The following is a 15839-nucleotide window of genomic DNA, read 5'->3' on the forward strand; positions in this document are numbered from 1 at the left end:
AGTGCAGGTATAGTCCGACAGGCAGGTTCGGTCCGCCTGCCGCCAGCTTGAGAGGATGTCGAAGCATGGTCCGCAATGGCGGTCACCTTCTCGTCGAGTGCCTGATCGCCTTGGGCGCGACCAAGAGCTTCGGCGTTCCCGGCGAAAGCTATCTCGCCGTACTCGACGCGCTGCACGACACCCATGGAAAGCTGGACTACGTGCTCTGCCGCAACGAAGGCGGCGCAGCGTTCATGGCTTCGGCCTATGGCAAGCTGACCGGCTCGCCTGGCATCTGCTTCGTCACCCGCGGTCCGGGCGTGACCAATGCTAGCATCGGCGTGCACACGGCCATGCAGGACAGTTCGCCGATGATCCTGTTCGTCGGCCAGGTCGGCACCGACATGAAAGGCCGTGAAGCCTTTCAGGAGATCGACTACCGCGCAGTGTACGGAACCGTCGCCAAATGGGCGGTCGAGATCGATGACGTCGCGCGCCTTCCCGAGATCGTGGCGCGGGCCTGGACCACCGCCTTGACGGGACGGCCCGGACCCGTCGTGGTCGCGCTGCCGGAAGACATGCTTACAACGATGACCGACGCCGCGCCGCTCAGCGGTCCGGCGTCAATTTTCGAAGCCGCTCCGGCACCGGATGCGATTGCCGCGGCGCTCCAGGTGCTGGCAGCGGCCGAGAAGCCGGTGCTGCTGATGGGAGGCGCCAACTGGACGGCGGCTGGGCGCGCGGCGCTCCAGAGCTTCGCCGAGTCCTCCGATATTCCCGTTGTCGCCGCCTTCCGCTACCAGGACCAGTTCGACAACAACTCGCCGGTCTTCGTCGGCGAGGCCGGCGTCGGCATGGCGCCGCATGTAAGAAACCTAGTCCGCGAGGCCGATGTGATCCTGGCCGTCAATGTCCGTTTCGGCGAGATGACGACGGACGGCTACACGCTGCTGGAAGTGCCCGTGCCGCGTCAGAAGCTGATCCATGTCCACGGCTCGGACCGCGAGATCGGCAAGATCTATGTGCCCGCAATCGGTATCCATGCCGGGCCGAACGCCTTCGCCAATGCGCTGTCCCCGGTCAAGGGCACCTGGGCCGACTGGCGCGCGCGGGCACGCAAGGCCTATGAAGGCACGTTCGCCGCGCCAGTCCAACCTGGTCCGGTCGACATGGTCGCGGTCAGCGCCTGGCTGCGCGAGACCTTGCCGGCCGACGTCATCCTCACCAACGGCGCCGGCAACTTCACCGTCTGGCCGAACAAGTTCTTCAAGTTCGGGCCGCAGGCGCGGCTGCTTGCACCGCAGTCCGCCGCGATGGGCTACGGCCTGCCGGCGGCGATCGCCGCCAAGGTGGCCCATCCTGAGCGCACGGTCGTCTGCTTCGCCGGCGACGGCGATTTCCAGATGAATTGCCAGGAACTCGGCACCGCCATGCAGGCTGGCTCGCAGCCGATCGTGCTGATCATCAACAACGGTATCTACGGCACGATCCGGGCGCATCAGGAGCGCAACTATCCCGCCCGCGTCTGCGGAACCTCGCTCGAAAATCCGGATTTCGTGACGCTGGCCAAAGCTTACGGCTTCCACGCCGAGCGCGTCGAGGCGACGCAAGATTTCGCCGCGGCGTTCGAGCGGGCGCTCAAGTCCGAAAGAGGCGCGGTGCTCGACATCGCCATCTCGCCCGAAGCGCTCACGCCCCGGCAGACCCTCTCCCAGATGCGCGACGCCGCGCTCGCTTCCCAGAAGGCCAAGGCATGACCTCCACAACTGACGACATCCGTCTCGGCGCGGACATCGGCGGCACCTTTACCGACATCGCCCTCGATGTCAGGGGCACACTGTTCTCGACCAAAGTGCTGACCAACTATTCGGCGCCGGAGCAGGCGATCCTCGATGGTATCGCCATCGTCACTCGCGATGCCGGCATCTCGGCAGCCGAGATCGGCATTATCATCCACGGCACGACGCTCGCCACCAATGCGCTGATCGAGCGGCGCGGCGCCAAGACCGCGCTGGTCACGACGGAAGGCTTCCGCGACGTGATCGAGATGCGAACGGAAAACCGCTTCGAACAGTATGATCTCAACCTGCAACTGCCGACGCCGCTGATCCCGCGCGAGGACCGCTTCACTGTCAAGGGCCGGATCGGCGCCGAGGGCCAGGAGTTGCAGCCCCTCGATGAAGCAGCCCTGGAGCATATCGCCGAGCGCATAGCGGCCGGCGGTTTCGGCTCGGTGGCGATCGGCTTCATCCACGCCTATGCAAACCCTGCTCACGAGAGCCGGGCTCGCGAGATCCTCGCTAAGAAGCTCAGCATCCCGATCTCGATCAGCTCGGAAGTCTCGCCGCAGATGCGCGAGTTCGAGCGCTTCAACACAGTCTGCGCCAACGCCTATGTGCGGCCGCAGATGGCCGACTACCTCGCCCGCCTGCAGACACGACTGAAGGACATGGGCGCCGAATGCCCGGTCTTCATGATCCATTCCGGCGGCGGCCTGATCTCGGTGGAGACTGCTTCGGAATTCCCGGTGCGGCTGGTCGAATCCGGCCCGGCGGGCGGGGCGATCTTCGCCGCAGACATCGCCAGGCGCTTTGGTCTTGAGAAGGTCGTGTCCTACGACATGGGCGGAACCACTGCCAAGATCTGCCTGATCGAGGACTATGCGCCGCGCACGGCGAGGACATTCGAAGTGGCGCGCACCTACCGCTTCTCGAAAGGCTCGGGCATGCCGATCTCCATTCCGGTGATCGAGATGATCGAGATCGGCGCCGGCGGCGGTTCCATTGCCTGGGTCGACGCCATGGGCCGCATCCAGACCGGGCCAGAGAGCGCCGGCTCGGAACCAGGACCGGCCTGCTACGGCCGCGGCGGCAAGCGCCCGGCGATCACCGACGCCGACCTGGTGCTCGGCAAGCTCGATCCCGACAATTTCGCCGGCGGCGCGATCAAGCTCGATGCGGCGGCATCCGAGCAGGCGATCATGCGCGATGTCGGCGAGCGCCTGTCGCTCAACGCGATGTCGACCGCCTTCGGCATCTGCGAGGTGGTGGACGAGAACATGGCCAACGCCGCCCGCGTCCACGCGGTCGAAAACGGCAAGAACATTTCCGACAATCTGATGATCGCCTTTGGCGGCGCGGCGCCGCTGCACGCGGCAAGGCTGTGCGAAAAGCTCGGCATCGATCAGTGCATCGTGCCGAGAGGCGCCGGTGTCGGATCGGCGATCGGCTTCCTCAAGGCACCGTTCGGCTACGAGGCGCTGGCGTCGAAGCTGACGCGCCTGTCACGGTTCAAACCGGCCGAGGTCAATGCCCTGCTCGCCGACCTCAAAGCCTCGGCTGAGGGTTTCGTGCGGACAGGCGCCAGCGGTAGGATCATCTGCGAGATTACCGCGTTCATGCGCTACGCCGGCCAGGGCTGGGAAATTCCCGTGCCGCTGGCGGACGAGCCGTTCGGCGACGATGCCGCGGCAAAGCTCAAGGAACTGTTCGAGACCAGCTACCAGCGCTTCTTCGGCCGCGCCATCGAAGGGCTCGACGGGCTGGAGATCGAAATCGTCACCTGGTCGGTCAAGGCGACGGACGTTCGGCCCGCCGTTGCGAGGCACGAACTCACGACCGGCAACAAGGCCAGCCAGCCGACAACGATGCGCGCGGTCTTCGATCCGGCAACCGGGTCGCCGCAGAACTATGGAATCATCGAACGTGAGATGCTCTGCGCCGGCGATCGCGTCGCGGGCCCGGCGGTCATCGTCGAGCGTGAGACATCGACCGTCGTCACAACCAGCTTCGACGCCGTCATCCAGAGCGACGGCGCAATCCTTCTGATCCGCAAAGGCAGCCAGGCATGAGCGATATTGGCGAAATCCGCATGCAGGTCATGTGGAACCGGTTGATCTCGGTGGTCGAGGAGCAGGCGCTCACTCTGCTGCGCACCGCCTTCTCGACCTCGGTGCGCGAATCCGGGGACCTGTCTGCCGGCGTGTTCGACCCGCGCGGCCAGATGCTGGCGCAGGCGGTTACCGGCACGCCCGGTCACGTCAACACCATGGCCGAAGCCGTGCTGCATTTCATGAACGAGATCCCGCGCGAAAACATGTTCGAGGGCGACACCTACGTCACCAACGACCCCTGGCTGGGCACGGGCCATCTCCACGATATCACCATGGTGTCGCCGTCGTTCCTGAACGGCGAGCTCGTCGCCTTCTTCGCCTGCACGGCGCATGTCGTCGATGTCGGCGGACGCGGCTTCGGCGCCGACGGCAAGTCGGTCTATGAGGAAGGCATCCAGATCCCGATCATGAAGTTCGCGGAAAAGGGCAAGGTCAATCTCGACCTTGTCCGGATCCTGCGCGCCAATGTCCGCGAGCCGAACCAGGTCGTCGGCGACTTCTATTCGCTTGCCGCCTGCAACGAAGTCGGCCATCGCCGGCTCGTCGACATGATGAAGGAGATCGGCCTGACCTCGCTCGACGGGCTCGGCGATTTCATCTTCTCGCGCACGCGCGACGCCATGCTCGAACGCATTAAGGCGCTGCCCAAGGGAAGCTGGTCGAACGAGCTGGTGACCGACGGCTATGACGAGCCGGTCAAGCTCGCAGCCACGGTCTCGGTCCGTGACGACCATGTCGAGGTCGACTTCACCGGCACCGATCCGATGAGCCGCTGGGGCATCAACTGCCCGATCATCTACAGCAAGGCCTATGCATGTTATGCGCTGAAATGCATGGTGGCGCCCGACATTCCCAACAATGCCGCCTCGCTTGCCTTCTTCACCGTATCGTCGCCGGTCAACATCCTGAACGCCGTGCGGCCGGCGCCGGTGGCGCTCAGGCATATCTTCGGCCACATGGTGCCCGATCTGGTCCTGGGCGCTTTCTCCAAGGCGCTGCCGGGAAAAATCCTCGCCGAAGGTGCGGGCGCGCTTTGGAACATCCATATCTCGGCACGTCCGGTTGCCGGGGGATCCGGCCGGCGCGCCGAAGTGCTGATGTTCAACTCCGGCGGCATGGGCGCCCGTCCAGAGCTCGATGGGCTGTCGGCGACGGCTTTCCCTTCCGGGGTCCATACGATGCCGATCGAGGCGACGGAACATACCGGCCCGATCGTGATCTGGCGCAAGGAGCTGCGTCCGAACTCGGGCGGCGATGGTGAATTCCGCGGCGGCCTTGGGCAGGTCATCGAGATCGCCGCGACCGACGGCCATGAATTCGACTTCTCGGCCATGTTCGACCGCGTCAATCATCCGGCCCACGGGCGCAATGGCGGCAAGCCTGGTGTCGCGGGCGTGGTCAAGCTCGATGACGGGACAAAGATGCGGCCGAAGGGCTGGCAGCACGTGCCGGCCGGGCGCAGGCTGATCCTCGAACTCCCGGGCGGTGGCGGCTATGGCGATCCAGCCAGGCGCAGCGCCACCTCGCGAGCCAATGACCGGTCCAAGGGTTACATCACGGAGAAAGACTGATGAGCTATGTTGCCTCGCGGCTGTCGGTGGTGAAGCCATCGGCTTCGATGGCGGCCTCGCAGGCCGCTAAGGCGCTGCGCGCCAAGGGGGTGGACGTGATCGACCTCGGGCTGGGCGAGCCCGATTTCCCGACGCCTCTCCACATCATCGACGCCGCGCATTTCGCTGCGAAGGCCGGGCAGACGCTCTACACGGCCGCCGCGGGCACGGCCGAGGTGCGCGAGGCGATCGCCGGCAAGTTCCGGCGCGAGAATGGTCTGGACTACAAGGCCGACGACATCGTGGTGGCCAACGGCGCCAAGCAGATCATCTTCAATGCGCTGATGGCGACGCTGGAAACCGGCGACGAGGCAATCCTGCCGGCGCCTTACTTCGTCTCCTATCCCGAGATGGTGAAGCTGCTCGGAGGCAGACCGGCGGTCGTCGAGTGTCCGGAGACAACGGGCTTCCGGCTGACGCCGGCCCTGCTGGAGCAGGCGATCACGCCAAGGACGAAGTGGCTTTTCCTCAACATGCCTGGCAACCCGTCCGGCGCGGTCTATTCGCAACCCGAACTCGAAGCGCTGGGAACAGTGCTGGCGAAACACCCGCATGTTCTCGTCCTCGCCGACGAGATCTACGAGCACATCCTCTTCGACGGGCGCGAGTTCGTTTCCTTCGGGAAGGCTTGCCCCGAGCTCAAGGAGCGCACACTGATCGTCAACGGCGTGTCGAAGTCTTACGCGATGACCGGCTGGCGCGTCGGCTACGCGGCTGGCCCGGCGCCGCTCGTCAAGGCGATGTCGACGGTCCAAAGCCAGTCCTGCACTTCCGTTTGCTCGATCGCGCAGGCGGCGACGGTCGCGGCGCTCGACGGGCCGCAGGACGAGGTGGCTCGCTTCCGGCAGGCCTTCGAGGCGCGCCGCGACCTCGTCGTGGACGGTATCAGGAAGATTAACGGACTGACGCTGTCACCGCCGGAAGGCGCCTTCTACGCCTATATCGGCTGCGCCAGCCTGATCGGCCGCAAGACGCCCAAGGGCGCGGTGCTGGAAGACGATGCGGCTGTGGCAAATTATCTTCTGAACGAAGGGCGAGTGGCGTCGGTGCCCGGCGTCGCCTACGGATTGTCGCCGTATTTTCGTATTTCGACAGCGACCAGCGAAGAAGTGTTGACTGAGGCGATCTCGCGGATCAAAGCCGCCGTCGCGCTAGTGGAGTAAATGATGCCGCATTACGAACGTATCCTGATCACCGGCGCCGCCGGACGGCTCGGCTCTCAGTTGAGGAAGGGGCTGGTGCCGCTGGCAAAGACCATCCGCCTGGCCGGGCGCGAACCATTCGGTGATCTCGCGCCCCACGAGGAGGAAGCGGTCTTCGATCTCGCCGACATGGATGCGACGATCGCGGCGACCAAGGATTGCGACGCCATCGTGCATTTCGGCGGCGCGCCGCTCGAATGCGAGTGGCAGACCATCCTCGATTCCAGCATCCGCGGCTCCTACCACATCTACGAAGGCGCGCGGAAACACGGCGTCAAGCGCGTCATCTATGCATCCTCGGTGCATGCCATCGGCTATCACGAGATCGAGACCCATATCGGCGTCGATGCGCCGGTGCGCCCCGACAGCCTCTATGGCGTGTCGAAGAATTTCGTCGAAAGCCTCAGCCGGCTCTACTGGGACAAGTTCGGCATCGAGACGGTGTGCCTGCGCATCTTCTCCTCCTTCCCCGAACCCGCCGACCGCCGCATGTTGTGGTCCTACCTCTCCTTCGCCGACTGCGTGCGCCTGGTCGAGGCATCGCTGACGGCGCCACGCGTCGGCCACACGATCTCCTTCGGCATTTCCAACAACAAGTTGAAGATGGTCGACAACAGCGGCGCAGACCACCTCGGTTTCGTCCCGCAGGACAGTTCGGAGCCGTACCGCGCCGCCGTCGAAGCCAAGACGCCGATCCCCGATCCGACCAAGCCGTCCGTGAAATACCTTGGTGGATGGTTCTGCGAACTCGGGCATCCCGACGATAAAGGCGAATGACCACCACAGCGGGTCATCGCCCAATCGATGATGCAAGCGGCTCCGGAGGCGCCAGAAACACTTGGCATCCAGAAGCCGAGCTCAATCCCAGTCACAAGGCTGGCACCAGCCTCCAGTGGTAAATGGCCTGCGTCATCCACTGGAGCAAAGCCATGACCTCTCCCATTGGCAACCAGCACAACACGGGCATGGTGCATCGCACGAGCAGACCTGAAGCGCCGTCCGAAGCAGAATTTCCCGGCAAGAGCGCCGAAAGCGTCGGTCATCTCGCCAAAGCCTCTGTCTTGGAGGCCGGCGACAGCGAGCCCGGTGCGCAAGGACGAGCAGCATCACGGATCGCGAGAATGGACGTTACCGTGCTTGCACCCACCGATTCAGGCGACGAGCAGGTGTCGGATACAGCTGGCGACGGCGACGGCGCAGTTGACCCGGATGCCGGAGAGAACATTCTGGAATGACCCGCCGCGCTTAAAGCGTGGTGCGGACGGAATACCGCTACGCATTTTCCTGGAATTGCTCCTTAGCCGCGGAGCCTGGTTTTTCGCTCACGCTGACCGAGATGTCGGGCAGCCGAGCGAGCTGGCGCGGCCTGCGGAGGGCGCCGCTGACCCGAGAACGCTTGAACCGAGTGATAGCGCCGCACGAGCGTCGCCCTTGGTTGATTTCTCGGACAAACTATGCTGCTTGTCGCGACCATGAAAAAGCTCTGCCTGATGGTTCTGGCGCCGCTGGCACTGGCCTGGCCGGCCAAGGCGATGGACAACGCGTTGCGCGCCGGCTTGCTGAAACTCGATCCGGAGACGCGTCTCGAGCAGCGTTGCGATGCCGAAGTGCTCGACCGGATCAGCCACGACGACCACCAATACAAGGCCGACCGCGTGGTGGCTTATGCCTTCGCCACGCCGCAAATGAGCCCCGATGCGATAAAAAGCCCGGGCGCTGCCTTTCGCAGCAAGGGGCAATGGTACCGTTTGAAGTTCAAGTGCCAGACCGCGCCCGACCACATGCAGGTGCTGCAGCTCCGCTACAAGATCGGCGACGAGATCCCGGAAACCGACTGGGCGAAATACAATCTCTACGATTGACAATGCGGCGCGGGCGGCACCTTAACGACTGCGGCGGCATTTGAATTCCAGTGGAACAAGACAAGCGGCAAGCGCTTGTTCCTGCTGGTTCTCTTGACGTACGAAAACCATACACGTAGAGCAATTCAGGAAAATTACGCAGCGGTTTTCCGCCCCGGAATTGCGTGAAAACAAAGACTTAGAGCGGGTCTGCGTTCTATCGAATGCTGAACTGCTGTGACGTCGGACATTCGCCGATCACGCTCGGCGAACAGCAAAGGGCAATCCAGCCGATGGACATGTTTTTGAGCGCCGCAAGCCTGACCGCCCTGCTTCAGGTCATTGCCATCGATCTCGTGCTTGCCGGCGACAATGCAATCGTCATCGGATTGGCGGCCGCCGGGCTGCCTGCCGTACAGCGCAAGAAGGCAATCCTCATCGGCGTGGTGGCAGCGACCATCCTGCGCATCGCGTTCGCGGCCGTCACCGTCAAGCTGCTCGCTATTGTCGGCCTGCTGCTGGCCGGCGGCATCCTGCTGCTTTGGGTTTGCTGGAAGATGTATCGCGAGCTTCGCACCTCCCATGCCGACGAAGAAGAGGCGACGGAGGCGCTCTCCAATTCGGATTTCAGCGGTGACAAGGCTGTGGCCGGAAAGGCGCCGCGCAAGACGCTCGGCCAGGCGGCATTGCAGATCGTCGTCGCCGACGTGTCGATGTCGCTGGACAATGTGCTCGCGGTCGCGGGTGCGGCACGCGACCATTTTCCGGTGCTGGTCATCGGTCTGGTTCTGTCGATCGCCTTGATGGGCCTGGCCGCCAGCTTCATCGCCAGGCTGCTGCACCGGTACCGCTGGATCGCCTATATCGGCCTGCTGATCATCCTCTATGTTGCGCTCGACATGGTCTACAGGGGTGCGATGGAAGTCTGGCCCCACGTCAACAACGCGGTGAGCTGACGCCGCCGGACCTCGATGTGCCGGCTCTTGCACTGCGTTTTGCCGCAGCAAAGGCCGGACCATACCAATGCCGCAATTAGTGTGGTATGGCGCCGCCGATCCCGAAAAGCCTGGAATAGATTATGTCTGCCCCTCGCGTCAGTTTCGTCAGCCTTGGATGCCCGAAGGCCCTCGTCGATTCCGAGCGCATCATCACGCGCCTGCGCGCCGAAGGCTACGAAATCGCGCGCAAGCATGATGGCGCCGACCTCGTCGTCGTCAACACCTGCGGTTTCCTCGATTCCGCGCGCGACGAGTCGCTCAACGCCATCGGTTCCGCGCTGTCGGAAAACGGCCGCGTCATCGTGACCGGTTGTCTCGGCGCCGAGCCGGAGGTGATCCGCGAGAGACATCCCAATGTACTGGCGATCACGGGTCCCCAGGCCTATGAGAGCGTGATGGCGGCCGTGCACGAGGCGGCTCCGCCCAGCCACGACCCTTATGTTGATCTGCTGCCCCCACAGGGCGTGAAGCTCACGCCGCGGCACTACGCGTATCTGAAGATCTCGGAAGGCTGCAACAACCGCTGCACCTTCTGCATCATCCCGGCGCTGCGCGGCGATCTCGTCTCGCGACCGGCCGCCGACGTGCTGCGCGAAGCGGAGAAGCTCGCCAAGGCCGGGGTCAAGGAAATCCTCGTCATCTCGCAGGACACCAGCGCCTACGGCATCGACATCAAGTATCAGACGAGCCTGTTCGGCGAGCGAGAGGTTCGGGCGAAATTCCTCGATCTCGCCGAAGAACTCGGCAAGCTCGGCATCTGGATACGCATGCACTATGTGTATCCCTACCCGCATGTCGCAGACGTCATTCCGCTGATGGCGGAAGGCAAGATACTTCCCTATCTCGACATCCCCTTCCAGCACGCCTCGCCGCAGGTGCTTAAGAACATGCGCCGTCCTGCCCATGGCGAAAAGACGCTGGAGCGCATCCGCGGCTGGCGCGAGATCTGCCCCGACCTTGCTATCCGCTCCACCTTCATCGTCGGTTTCCCCGGCGAGACCGAGGACGACTTCCAGATGCTGCTCGACTGGCTGGACGAAGCGAAGATCGATCGCGCCGGCTGCTTCAAATACGAGCCGGTCAAGGGCGCGCGCTCCAACGACCTCGGCCTCGAGCAGGTGCCGCAGGAGATCAAGGAGGCGCGCTGGCACCGGTTCATGCAGCGCCAGCAGAAGATCTCGGCAACGCAGCTCGCCAAGAAGGTCGGCAAGCGCCTGCCGGTGCTGATCGATGAGGCGCATGGCACATCGGCCAAGGGCCGCACCAAATATGATGCGCCCGAGATCGACGGCTCCGTGCACATCCAGTCGCGGCGGCCGTTGCGCGCCGGCGACATCGTCACGGTGAAAGTGGACCGCGCCGACGCCTACGATCTCTACGGCTCGGCGGTTTGAGGCCCAAGATCCTGCCAATGAAAAAGGGCGCCGCGTGGGCGCCCTTTCGTTTTGAGGACGCTACTGCTTACTGCGGCAGCTTGTCGTCGATGCCCTTGACGTAGAAGTTCATGCCGAGCAGCGTGCCGTCGTCGGCGACCTCGCCGTCTTTCAGCCAGGGCGAGCCGTCCTGCTTGGACACCGGACCGGTGAAGGGATTCCAGCCGCCGGCGATCTTCTTCTCGGTCGCCTCGGCCATCGCCTTGACGTCATCCGGCATGTTGGTGAAGGGGGCGAGCTTCACGGCCCCGTCCTTGATGCCCAGCCAGACATTATCCGGCTTCCAGGTGCCGTCGAGCGCTGCCTGCACACGGCTGATATAATACGGCCCCCACTCGTCGGTGAGCGAGGTCAGCTGCGCGTTCGGCGCAAACTTGATCATGTCGGACGACTGGCCGAAGCCATGCAGCTTGCGCTCTTCCGCGACCTGCAGGGCGGCGGTCGAGTCGGTGTGCTGGACGATGATGTCGGCGCCCTGGTCGAACAGGGCCTTGGCGGCGTCGGCTTCCTTACCCGGATCGAACCAGGAGTTGACCCACACGATCTTGACCTTGAAGTCGGGATTGATCGACTGCGCCCCGAGGATGAAGGAGTTGATGCCCATCACCACCTCCGGGATCGGAAAGGATACGATGTAGCCGGCGAGGCCTTTCTTCGATTGCTTGGCCGCGATCTGGCCGAGAACATAGCGGCCTTCATAGAAGCGGGCATTGTAGATGCCGAGATTCTTGCCGGTCTTGTAGCCGGTGGCATGCTCGAACATCACATTGGGGAACTTCTTCGCGACCTTCACCTCGGCGTCCATGAAGCCGAACGACGTACCAAAGATGATCTTGCACTTCTCGCGCGCTAGGCGCTCGAAGGCGCGGTCGGCGTCGGGGCCTTCCGAGACGTTTTCAAGGTAAGCGGTTTCGACCTTGTCGCCGAGCGCCTTCTCGACCTCGAGGCGGCCCTGGTCGTGCTGGTAGGAATAGCCGAAGTCGCCGATCGGACCCGTATAGACCCAGCAGGCTTTAAGCTTGTCGGCCGCCTGGGCGGTCGCCGCCAGCGACAGCGCCGCCGCCGTGGTCATCAACGCAATAAGCAGTTTTTTCATAGTGTTACCTCTCTGAGTTATGCCTTGGAGCTTCCCGTCTTTTTTTGTTGTCAACGATCCGGAACGAATGGCTGCCCCAAGGAAGCCGGCGTGTTCATCATCGTCAGACGCTTGTTGCGCGAGATTAGAACGAGAACCACGATGGTTGCCAGATAGGGGAGCGAAGAAAGGAACTGCGAGGGCACCGGAATGCCGAAAGCCTGTGCATGAAGCTGGCCGATCCAGACCGCGCCGAAGATGTAGGCGCCGGCCAGCACCCGCCACGGACGCCAGGAGGCGAACACCACCAGTGCCAGCGCGATCCAGCCGCGGCCGGCACTCATGTTCTCCACCCATTGCGGCGTATAGACCAGCGACAGGTGTCCGCCGGCAAGTCCGGCGCAGGCGCCGCCGAAGATCACCGCCAGATAGCGGTAGCGGATGACCTTGATGCCGAGCGCATGCGCCGAAGAGTGGCTGTCGCCGATGGAGCGCAGCGTGAGGCCGGTGCGCGTCCTGAACAGGAACCACATCACCGCGGCCGTGAGCGCGATCGAGATGTAGAACAGCGGATCCTGGCCGAAGATCAGCCTGCCGATCACAGGGATCGAACTCAGCACGGGGATGTCGAGGTTCGGCAGCCTGACGCCCGGCTGGCCGACGAAACTGGTGCCGATCATGCCGGAAAGACCGAGGCCGAGCAGTGTCAGGGACAGGCCGGTTGCCACCTGGTTGGTCGCCAGCGACAGAGTCATGACGGCGAAGAGCAGCGAAAACAGCGCGCCGACAATGATCGCGGCAAGCAAGCCGATCCAGGGCGATCCGGTGAGATAGCCGGCGCCGAAGCCACCGACGGCGCCCATGATCATCATGCCTTCGACGCCGAGATTGAGCACGCCGGAGCGCTCCACCACGAGTTCGCCGATCGCCGCGATCAGGAGCGGCGTCGCCGCGGTCGCGATGGTCAAAAGGATGTTGATGGTGATGTCCATCAGCGTGCCTCCTCCAGCTTGGGCGCGGCCTCGAGTTTCGGCGCCGCGAAGCCGATCACACGAATGCGGTAGTGAATGAGGGTGTCGCAGCCGAGCACGAAAAACAAAAGCATGCCCTGGAAGACGCGCGCCACCTTGTCGGAGATGCCGAGCGCACTCTGCACCGCCTCGCCCCCGAGATAGGTCAGCGCCAGCACGAGGCCCGCGGCGACGATGCCCAGCGGATTGAGCCTGCCGAGAAAGGCGACGATGATGGCGGTGAAGCCATAGCCGGGCGAGATCACCGGCTGCAGCTGGCCGATGGCGCCGGAGACTTCCGAGATGCCGGCAAGACCGGCCAATGCGCCGGACAGCAGGAAGGTGAAGAAAACCATCTTGTTGAAGCCGAAACCGGCGAAGCGCCCAGCTCTCGGGCTCGAGCCGAGCACGCGCACCTCGAAACCCTTCAGCATGCGGCTCATCATCAGCCAGATCGCCACAGCGGCGACCAGCGCGAAGACGAAACCCCAATTGGCGCGGCCGGCGTCCGGCATCAACTCGGGCAGGATGGCCGAGTCGCCGAACTGGATGGTCTGTGGAAAGCCGTGACCCTCGGGGTCGCGCCAGGGCCCGCGCACAAGCCAGTCGAGGAAGAGTTGCGCCACATAGACCAGCATCAGGCTGGTCAGGATCTCGTTGGTGCTGAAGCGGGTTTTCAGCAGCGCCGGGATGGCGGCATAGAGGGCGCCGCCGAGCATGCCGAGCAGCAGCATCAGCGGCAGCACCAGCGGCCCTTCGAATTCCGGAAACAGCACCGGAACGATCGAGCCAAAGATGCCGCCCAGGATAAACTGGCCCTCGGCGCCGATATTCCAGATGTTGGCCCTGTAGCAGACCGACAGGCCGACCGCGATCAGGATGAGCGGCGCTGCCTTGATCGCCAGTTCGTGCAATTGCCAGATCTCGCTGACCGGCTGGATGAAATAGATATTGAAGGCGTCGAGCGGATTGACCCCGAGCAACGCGAACATGATGGCGCCGGCAAGCATCGTCAGCGCGAAGGCGATGAAGGGCGACAGCACCGAAAACAGCGCCGAGCGCTGCGGGCGTTTGACCAGTTCGAGGCGCATCATGCCGTCTCCATGGTGTGTTGAGCGTGGCCGGGCTCGGCGCCGCCCATCAACAGGCCGATCTTTTCGAAGGTCGCCTCGGCGATGGGCAGCGGCGCGGACAATTCGCCGTTGTGCATCACCGCAATCGCGTCCGACAGTTCGAACAGCTCGTCGAGGTCCTGGCTAATGACAAGGACCGCCGAGCCGCTCCGAGCCAGCTCGATCAGCGCCTGGCGGATATGGGCAGCGGCGCCCGCGTCGACGCCCCAGGTCGGCTGATTGACGACCATGACGCTCGGCTTGCGATCGAGCTCGCGGCCGACAATGAATTTCTGCAGATTGCCGCCTGATAGCGCCGCCGCTTCCGGGTCGGGCGCACTCTTGCGCACATCCATCGCGGTGATGATGCGCTGGGCGGCACTGTAGACGGAAGCATTCTTGACCATGCCGCCGGAGCCGACGAACGCCTTGCCGTCGGTGGCATGGCGCGAGAGCAGCAGGTTCTCCGAAAGCTTCATGCGCGGCGCCGCGCCGTGGCCAAGGCGCTCTTCCGGCACGAAGGCAGCACCCATCAGCCGCCTGCCGGTGATCGAAAGCGCTCCGGCATTCTTGCCGCGGATGCGCACGGAGGCGGCATCCTGCTGCAGCACTTCGCCGGAGACGGATTCGAAGAATTCGCCTTGGCCGTTGCCGGCCACACCGGCGATTCCGATCACTTCGCCGGCGCGTACGGTGAGATCGATGTTCTTGAGCGGTACGGCGAACGGTGTTGCCGGCTTGCGGGTAAGAGCGCGGATCTCCAGAAGCGCCGGCGCGGTCGCCATGCCTTCGGCGGGCGCGCGCACCACCGCCTTGACCTCGTTGCCGACCATCATGCGGGCGAGCGAGGCGGCCGTCTCCTGGCGCGGATTGCAATGTCCCACGACCTTGCCGTGGCGCAGCACCGTGGCGCGGTCGCAGATGCGTTTGACCTCTTCCAGCCGGTGCGAGATGTAGAGGATGGACTTGCCTTCCGCCCGCAGCCTTTCGAGTGTCTCGAACAGCTTGTCGGCTTCCTGCGGCGTCAGCACCGAGGTCGGCTCGTCGAGGATGATGAGCTGCGGCGTCTGCAGCAGGCAGCGGATAATCTCGATGCGCTGGCGCTCGCCGACGGAGAGATCGCCGACCAGCGATTCCGGATCGAGCGGCAGGCCATAACTGTAGGAGAGCGCCCTCGCCTTCGCGGCAATCGCGCCGATCGGCGACCCGTCATTCAGCGACAGGGCAATATTCTCGGCCACCGTCAGCGCCTCGAACAGCGAGAAATGCTGGAACACCATGCCGATGCCGAGCTTCTTCGCCACGCCGGGGCTGGTGATCCTGACGGCCTGCCCTTCCCAGAAGATCTCACCCGAATTGGGCTCGAGCGATCCGAACAGCATTTTGACCAGCGTCGACTTGCCGGCGCCGTTCTCGCCAAGCAGCGCGTGGATCTCGCCCTTCGAAATGTTGAGGTCGACATGATTGCACGCCGTCAGCGTGCCGAAAATCTTCGTAAGGCCACGAACCTCGAGCAGGTTCGCCCTGTCATGATCTGCACTCACAGTGCCTCCCATCCAGCTTCCCGGATATGTTCTGTGTTCCCGCTGGTATCGTATGCGCGGCCGGCTTGGGTCGGAAAGCGGCACCCGACTTGAAAGAGCTTCAAGAATTCCAGCGGAAACTCAAGAGGTAAGATAGACCTATT

The 15839-nt window shown here is 63.8% G+C and carries 13 protein-coding genes; 9 read left to right on the plus strand and 4 right to left on the minus strand.

The window, feature by feature from the left end:
- Nucleotides 1-65 precede the first annotated feature (65 nt).
- The 9 genes from EJ074_RS02970 (at nucleotide 66) to rimO (ending at nucleotide 10916) form a co-directional block, all read left to right on the plus strand.
- On the plus strand, nucleotides 66-1736 hold the full coding sequence (locus EJ074_RS02970) for a thiamine pyrophosphate-binding protein (RefSeq protein ID WP_129552765.1): 1671 nt from the start codon (nucleotides 66-68) through the stop codon (nucleotides 1734-1736).
- Complete coding sequence (locus tag EJ074_RS02975; protein WP_095807375.1) at nucleotides 1733-3829, plus strand: hydantoinase/oxoprolinase family protein; 2097 nt, start codon at nucleotides 1733-1735, stop codon at nucleotides 3827-3829. Before EJ074_RS02970 ends, EJ074_RS02975 begins: the two co-directional genes overlap by 4 nt.
- Nucleotides 3826-5442, plus strand: a complete 1617-nt coding sequence (locus tag EJ074_RS02980; protein ID WP_095807374.1) for a hydantoinase B/oxoprolinase family protein — start codon at nucleotides 3826-3828, stop codon at nucleotides 5440-5442. The genes EJ074_RS02975 and EJ074_RS02980 overlap by 4 nt, the downstream gene beginning before the upstream one ends.
- The gene (locus EJ074_RS02985; protein WP_095807373.1) at nucleotides 5442-6644 is read left to right on the plus strand and encodes a pyridoxal phosphate-dependent aminotransferase; all 1203 of its coding nucleotides are present in this window, start codon (nucleotides 5442-5444) and stop codon (nucleotides 6642-6644) included. The genes EJ074_RS02980 and EJ074_RS02985 overlap by 1 nt, the downstream gene beginning before the upstream one ends.
- Before the next feature lie 3 nt (nucleotides 6645-6647).
- Entirely contained in the window at nucleotides 6648-7460 is an 813-nt protein-coding gene (locus tag EJ074_RS02990) for an NAD(P)-dependent oxidoreductase (protein ID WP_095807501.1), read from the plus strand.
- A gap of 152 nt (nucleotides 7461-7612) precedes the next feature.
- Nucleotides 7613-7918 (plus strand): hypothetical protein, encoded by a 306-nt coding sequence (locus EJ074_RS02995; RefSeq protein ID WP_135903946.1) that lies wholly within the window; start codon nucleotides 7613-7615, stop codon nucleotides 7916-7918.
- A gap of 219 nt (nucleotides 7919-8137) precedes the next feature.
- Nucleotides 8138-8545, plus strand: a complete 408-nt coding sequence (locus tag EJ074_RS03000; RefSeq protein WP_165349833.1) for a DUF930 domain-containing protein — start codon at nucleotides 8138-8140, stop codon at nucleotides 8543-8545.
- Nucleotides 8546-8817: 272 nt separating this feature from the next.
- On the plus strand, nucleotides 8818-9480 hold the full coding sequence (locus EJ074_RS03005) for a TerC family protein (RefSeq protein WP_095807499.1): 663 nt from the start codon (nucleotides 8818-8820) through the stop codon (nucleotides 9478-9480).
- Between the two features lie 122 nt (nucleotides 9481-9602).
- The gene (rimO, locus tag EJ074_RS03010) at nucleotides 9603-10916 is read left to right on the plus strand and encodes a 30S ribosomal protein S12 methylthiotransferase RimO (protein ID WP_129552766.1); all 1314 of its coding nucleotides are present in this window, start codon (nucleotides 9603-9605) and stop codon (nucleotides 10914-10916) included.
- A 67-nt stretch (nucleotides 10917-10983) separates the two neighbouring features.
- Here the strand turns inward: rimO and EJ074_RS03015 are convergent, their stop codons facing one another.
- From EJ074_RS03015 to EJ074_RS03030, 4 genes are read right to left on the minus strand one after another with little or no spacing between them, the layout of a single operon-like run.
- Entirely contained in the window at nucleotides 10984-12051 is a 1068-nt protein-coding gene (locus EJ074_RS03015; RefSeq protein ID WP_129552767.1) for a BMP family ABC transporter substrate-binding protein, read from the minus strand.
- A gap of 50 nt (nucleotides 12052-12101) precedes the next feature.
- Nucleotides 12102-13022: an ABC transporter permease gene (locus EJ074_RS03020; RefSeq protein WP_095807369.1), complete on the minus strand. Its 921-nt coding sequence runs from the start codon at nucleotides 13020-13022 to the stop codon at nucleotides 12102-12104.
- A complete protein-coding gene (locus EJ074_RS03025; RefSeq protein ID WP_095807368.1) occupies nucleotides 13022-14134 on the minus strand; it encodes an ABC transporter permease in 1113 nt (370 codons plus the stop codon). The genes EJ074_RS03020 and EJ074_RS03025 overlap by 1 nt, the downstream gene beginning before the upstream one ends.
- Nucleotides 14131-15708, minus strand: a complete 1578-nt coding sequence (locus EJ074_RS03030; protein ID WP_165349834.1) for an ABC transporter ATP-binding protein — start codon at nucleotides 15706-15708, stop codon at nucleotides 14131-14133. The genes EJ074_RS03025 and EJ074_RS03030 overlap by 4 nt, the downstream gene beginning before the upstream one ends.
- Between the last annotated feature and the right edge of the window lie 131 nt (nucleotides 15709-15839).

The organism is Mesorhizobium sp. M3A.F.Ca.ET.080.04.2.1 (genome assembly GCF_003952525.1).
In the GTDB taxonomy this organism is placed as follows: domain Bacteria; phylum Pseudomonadota; class Alphaproteobacteria; order Rhizobiales; family Rhizobiaceae; genus Mesorhizobium.

What these genes read in the sequence shown, in the direction of transcription:
- EJ074_RS02990 (WP_095807501.1), top strand. Translation starts at nt 6,648, where the DNA reads ATGCCGCATTACGAACGTATCCTGATCACCGGCGCCGCCGGACGGCTC.
- EJ074_RS02985 (WP_095807373.1), top strand. Translation starts at nt 5,442, where the DNA reads ATGAGCTATGTTGCCTCGCGGCTGTCGGTGGTGAAGCCATCGGCTTCG.
- EJ074_RS03030 (WP_165349834.1), bottom strand. Translation starts at nt 15,708, where the DNA reads ATGGGAGGCACTGTGAGTGCAGATCATGACAGGGCGAACCTGCTCGAG.
- EJ074_RS03020 (WP_095807369.1), bottom strand. Translation starts at nt 13,022, where the DNA reads ATGGACATCACCATCAACATCCTTTTGACCATCGCGACCGCGGCGACG.
- EJ074_RS03000 (WP_165349833.1), top strand. Translation starts at nt 8,138, where the DNA reads ATGCTGCTTGTCGCGACCATGAAAAAGCTCTGCCTGATGGTTCTGGCG.
- EJ074_RS03025 (WP_095807368.1), bottom strand. Translation starts at nt 14,134, where the DNA reads ATGATGCGCCTCGAACTGGTCAAACGCCCGCAGCGCTCGGCGCTGTTT.
- EJ074_RS03015 (WP_129552767.1), bottom strand. Translation starts at nt 12,051, where the DNA reads ATGAAAAAACTGCTTATTGCGTTGATGACCACGGCGGCGGCGCTGTCG.
- EJ074_RS02975 (WP_095807375.1), top strand. Translation starts at nt 1,733, where the DNA reads ATGACCTCCACAACTGACGACATCCGTCTCGGCGCGGACATCGGCGGC.
- EJ074_RS03005 (WP_095807499.1), top strand. Translation starts at nt 8,818, where the DNA reads ATGGACATGTTTTTGAGCGCCGCAAGCCTGACCGCCCTGCTTCAGGTC.
- EJ074_RS02970 (WP_129552765.1), top strand. Translation starts at nt 66, where the DNA reads ATGGTCCGCAATGGCGGTCACCTTCTCGTCGAGTGCCTGATCGCCTTG.
- EJ074_RS02980 (WP_095807374.1), top strand. Translation starts at nt 3,826, where the DNA reads ATGAGCGATATTGGCGAAATCCGCATGCAGGTCATGTGGAACCGGTTG.
- rimO (WP_129552766.1), top strand. Translation starts at nt 9,603, where the DNA reads ATGTCTGCCCCTCGCGTCAGTTTCGTCAGCCTTGGATGCCCGAAGGCC.
- EJ074_RS02995 (WP_135903946.1), top strand. Translation starts at nt 7,613, where the DNA reads ATGACCTCTCCCATTGGCAACCAGCACAACACGGGCATGGTGCATCGC.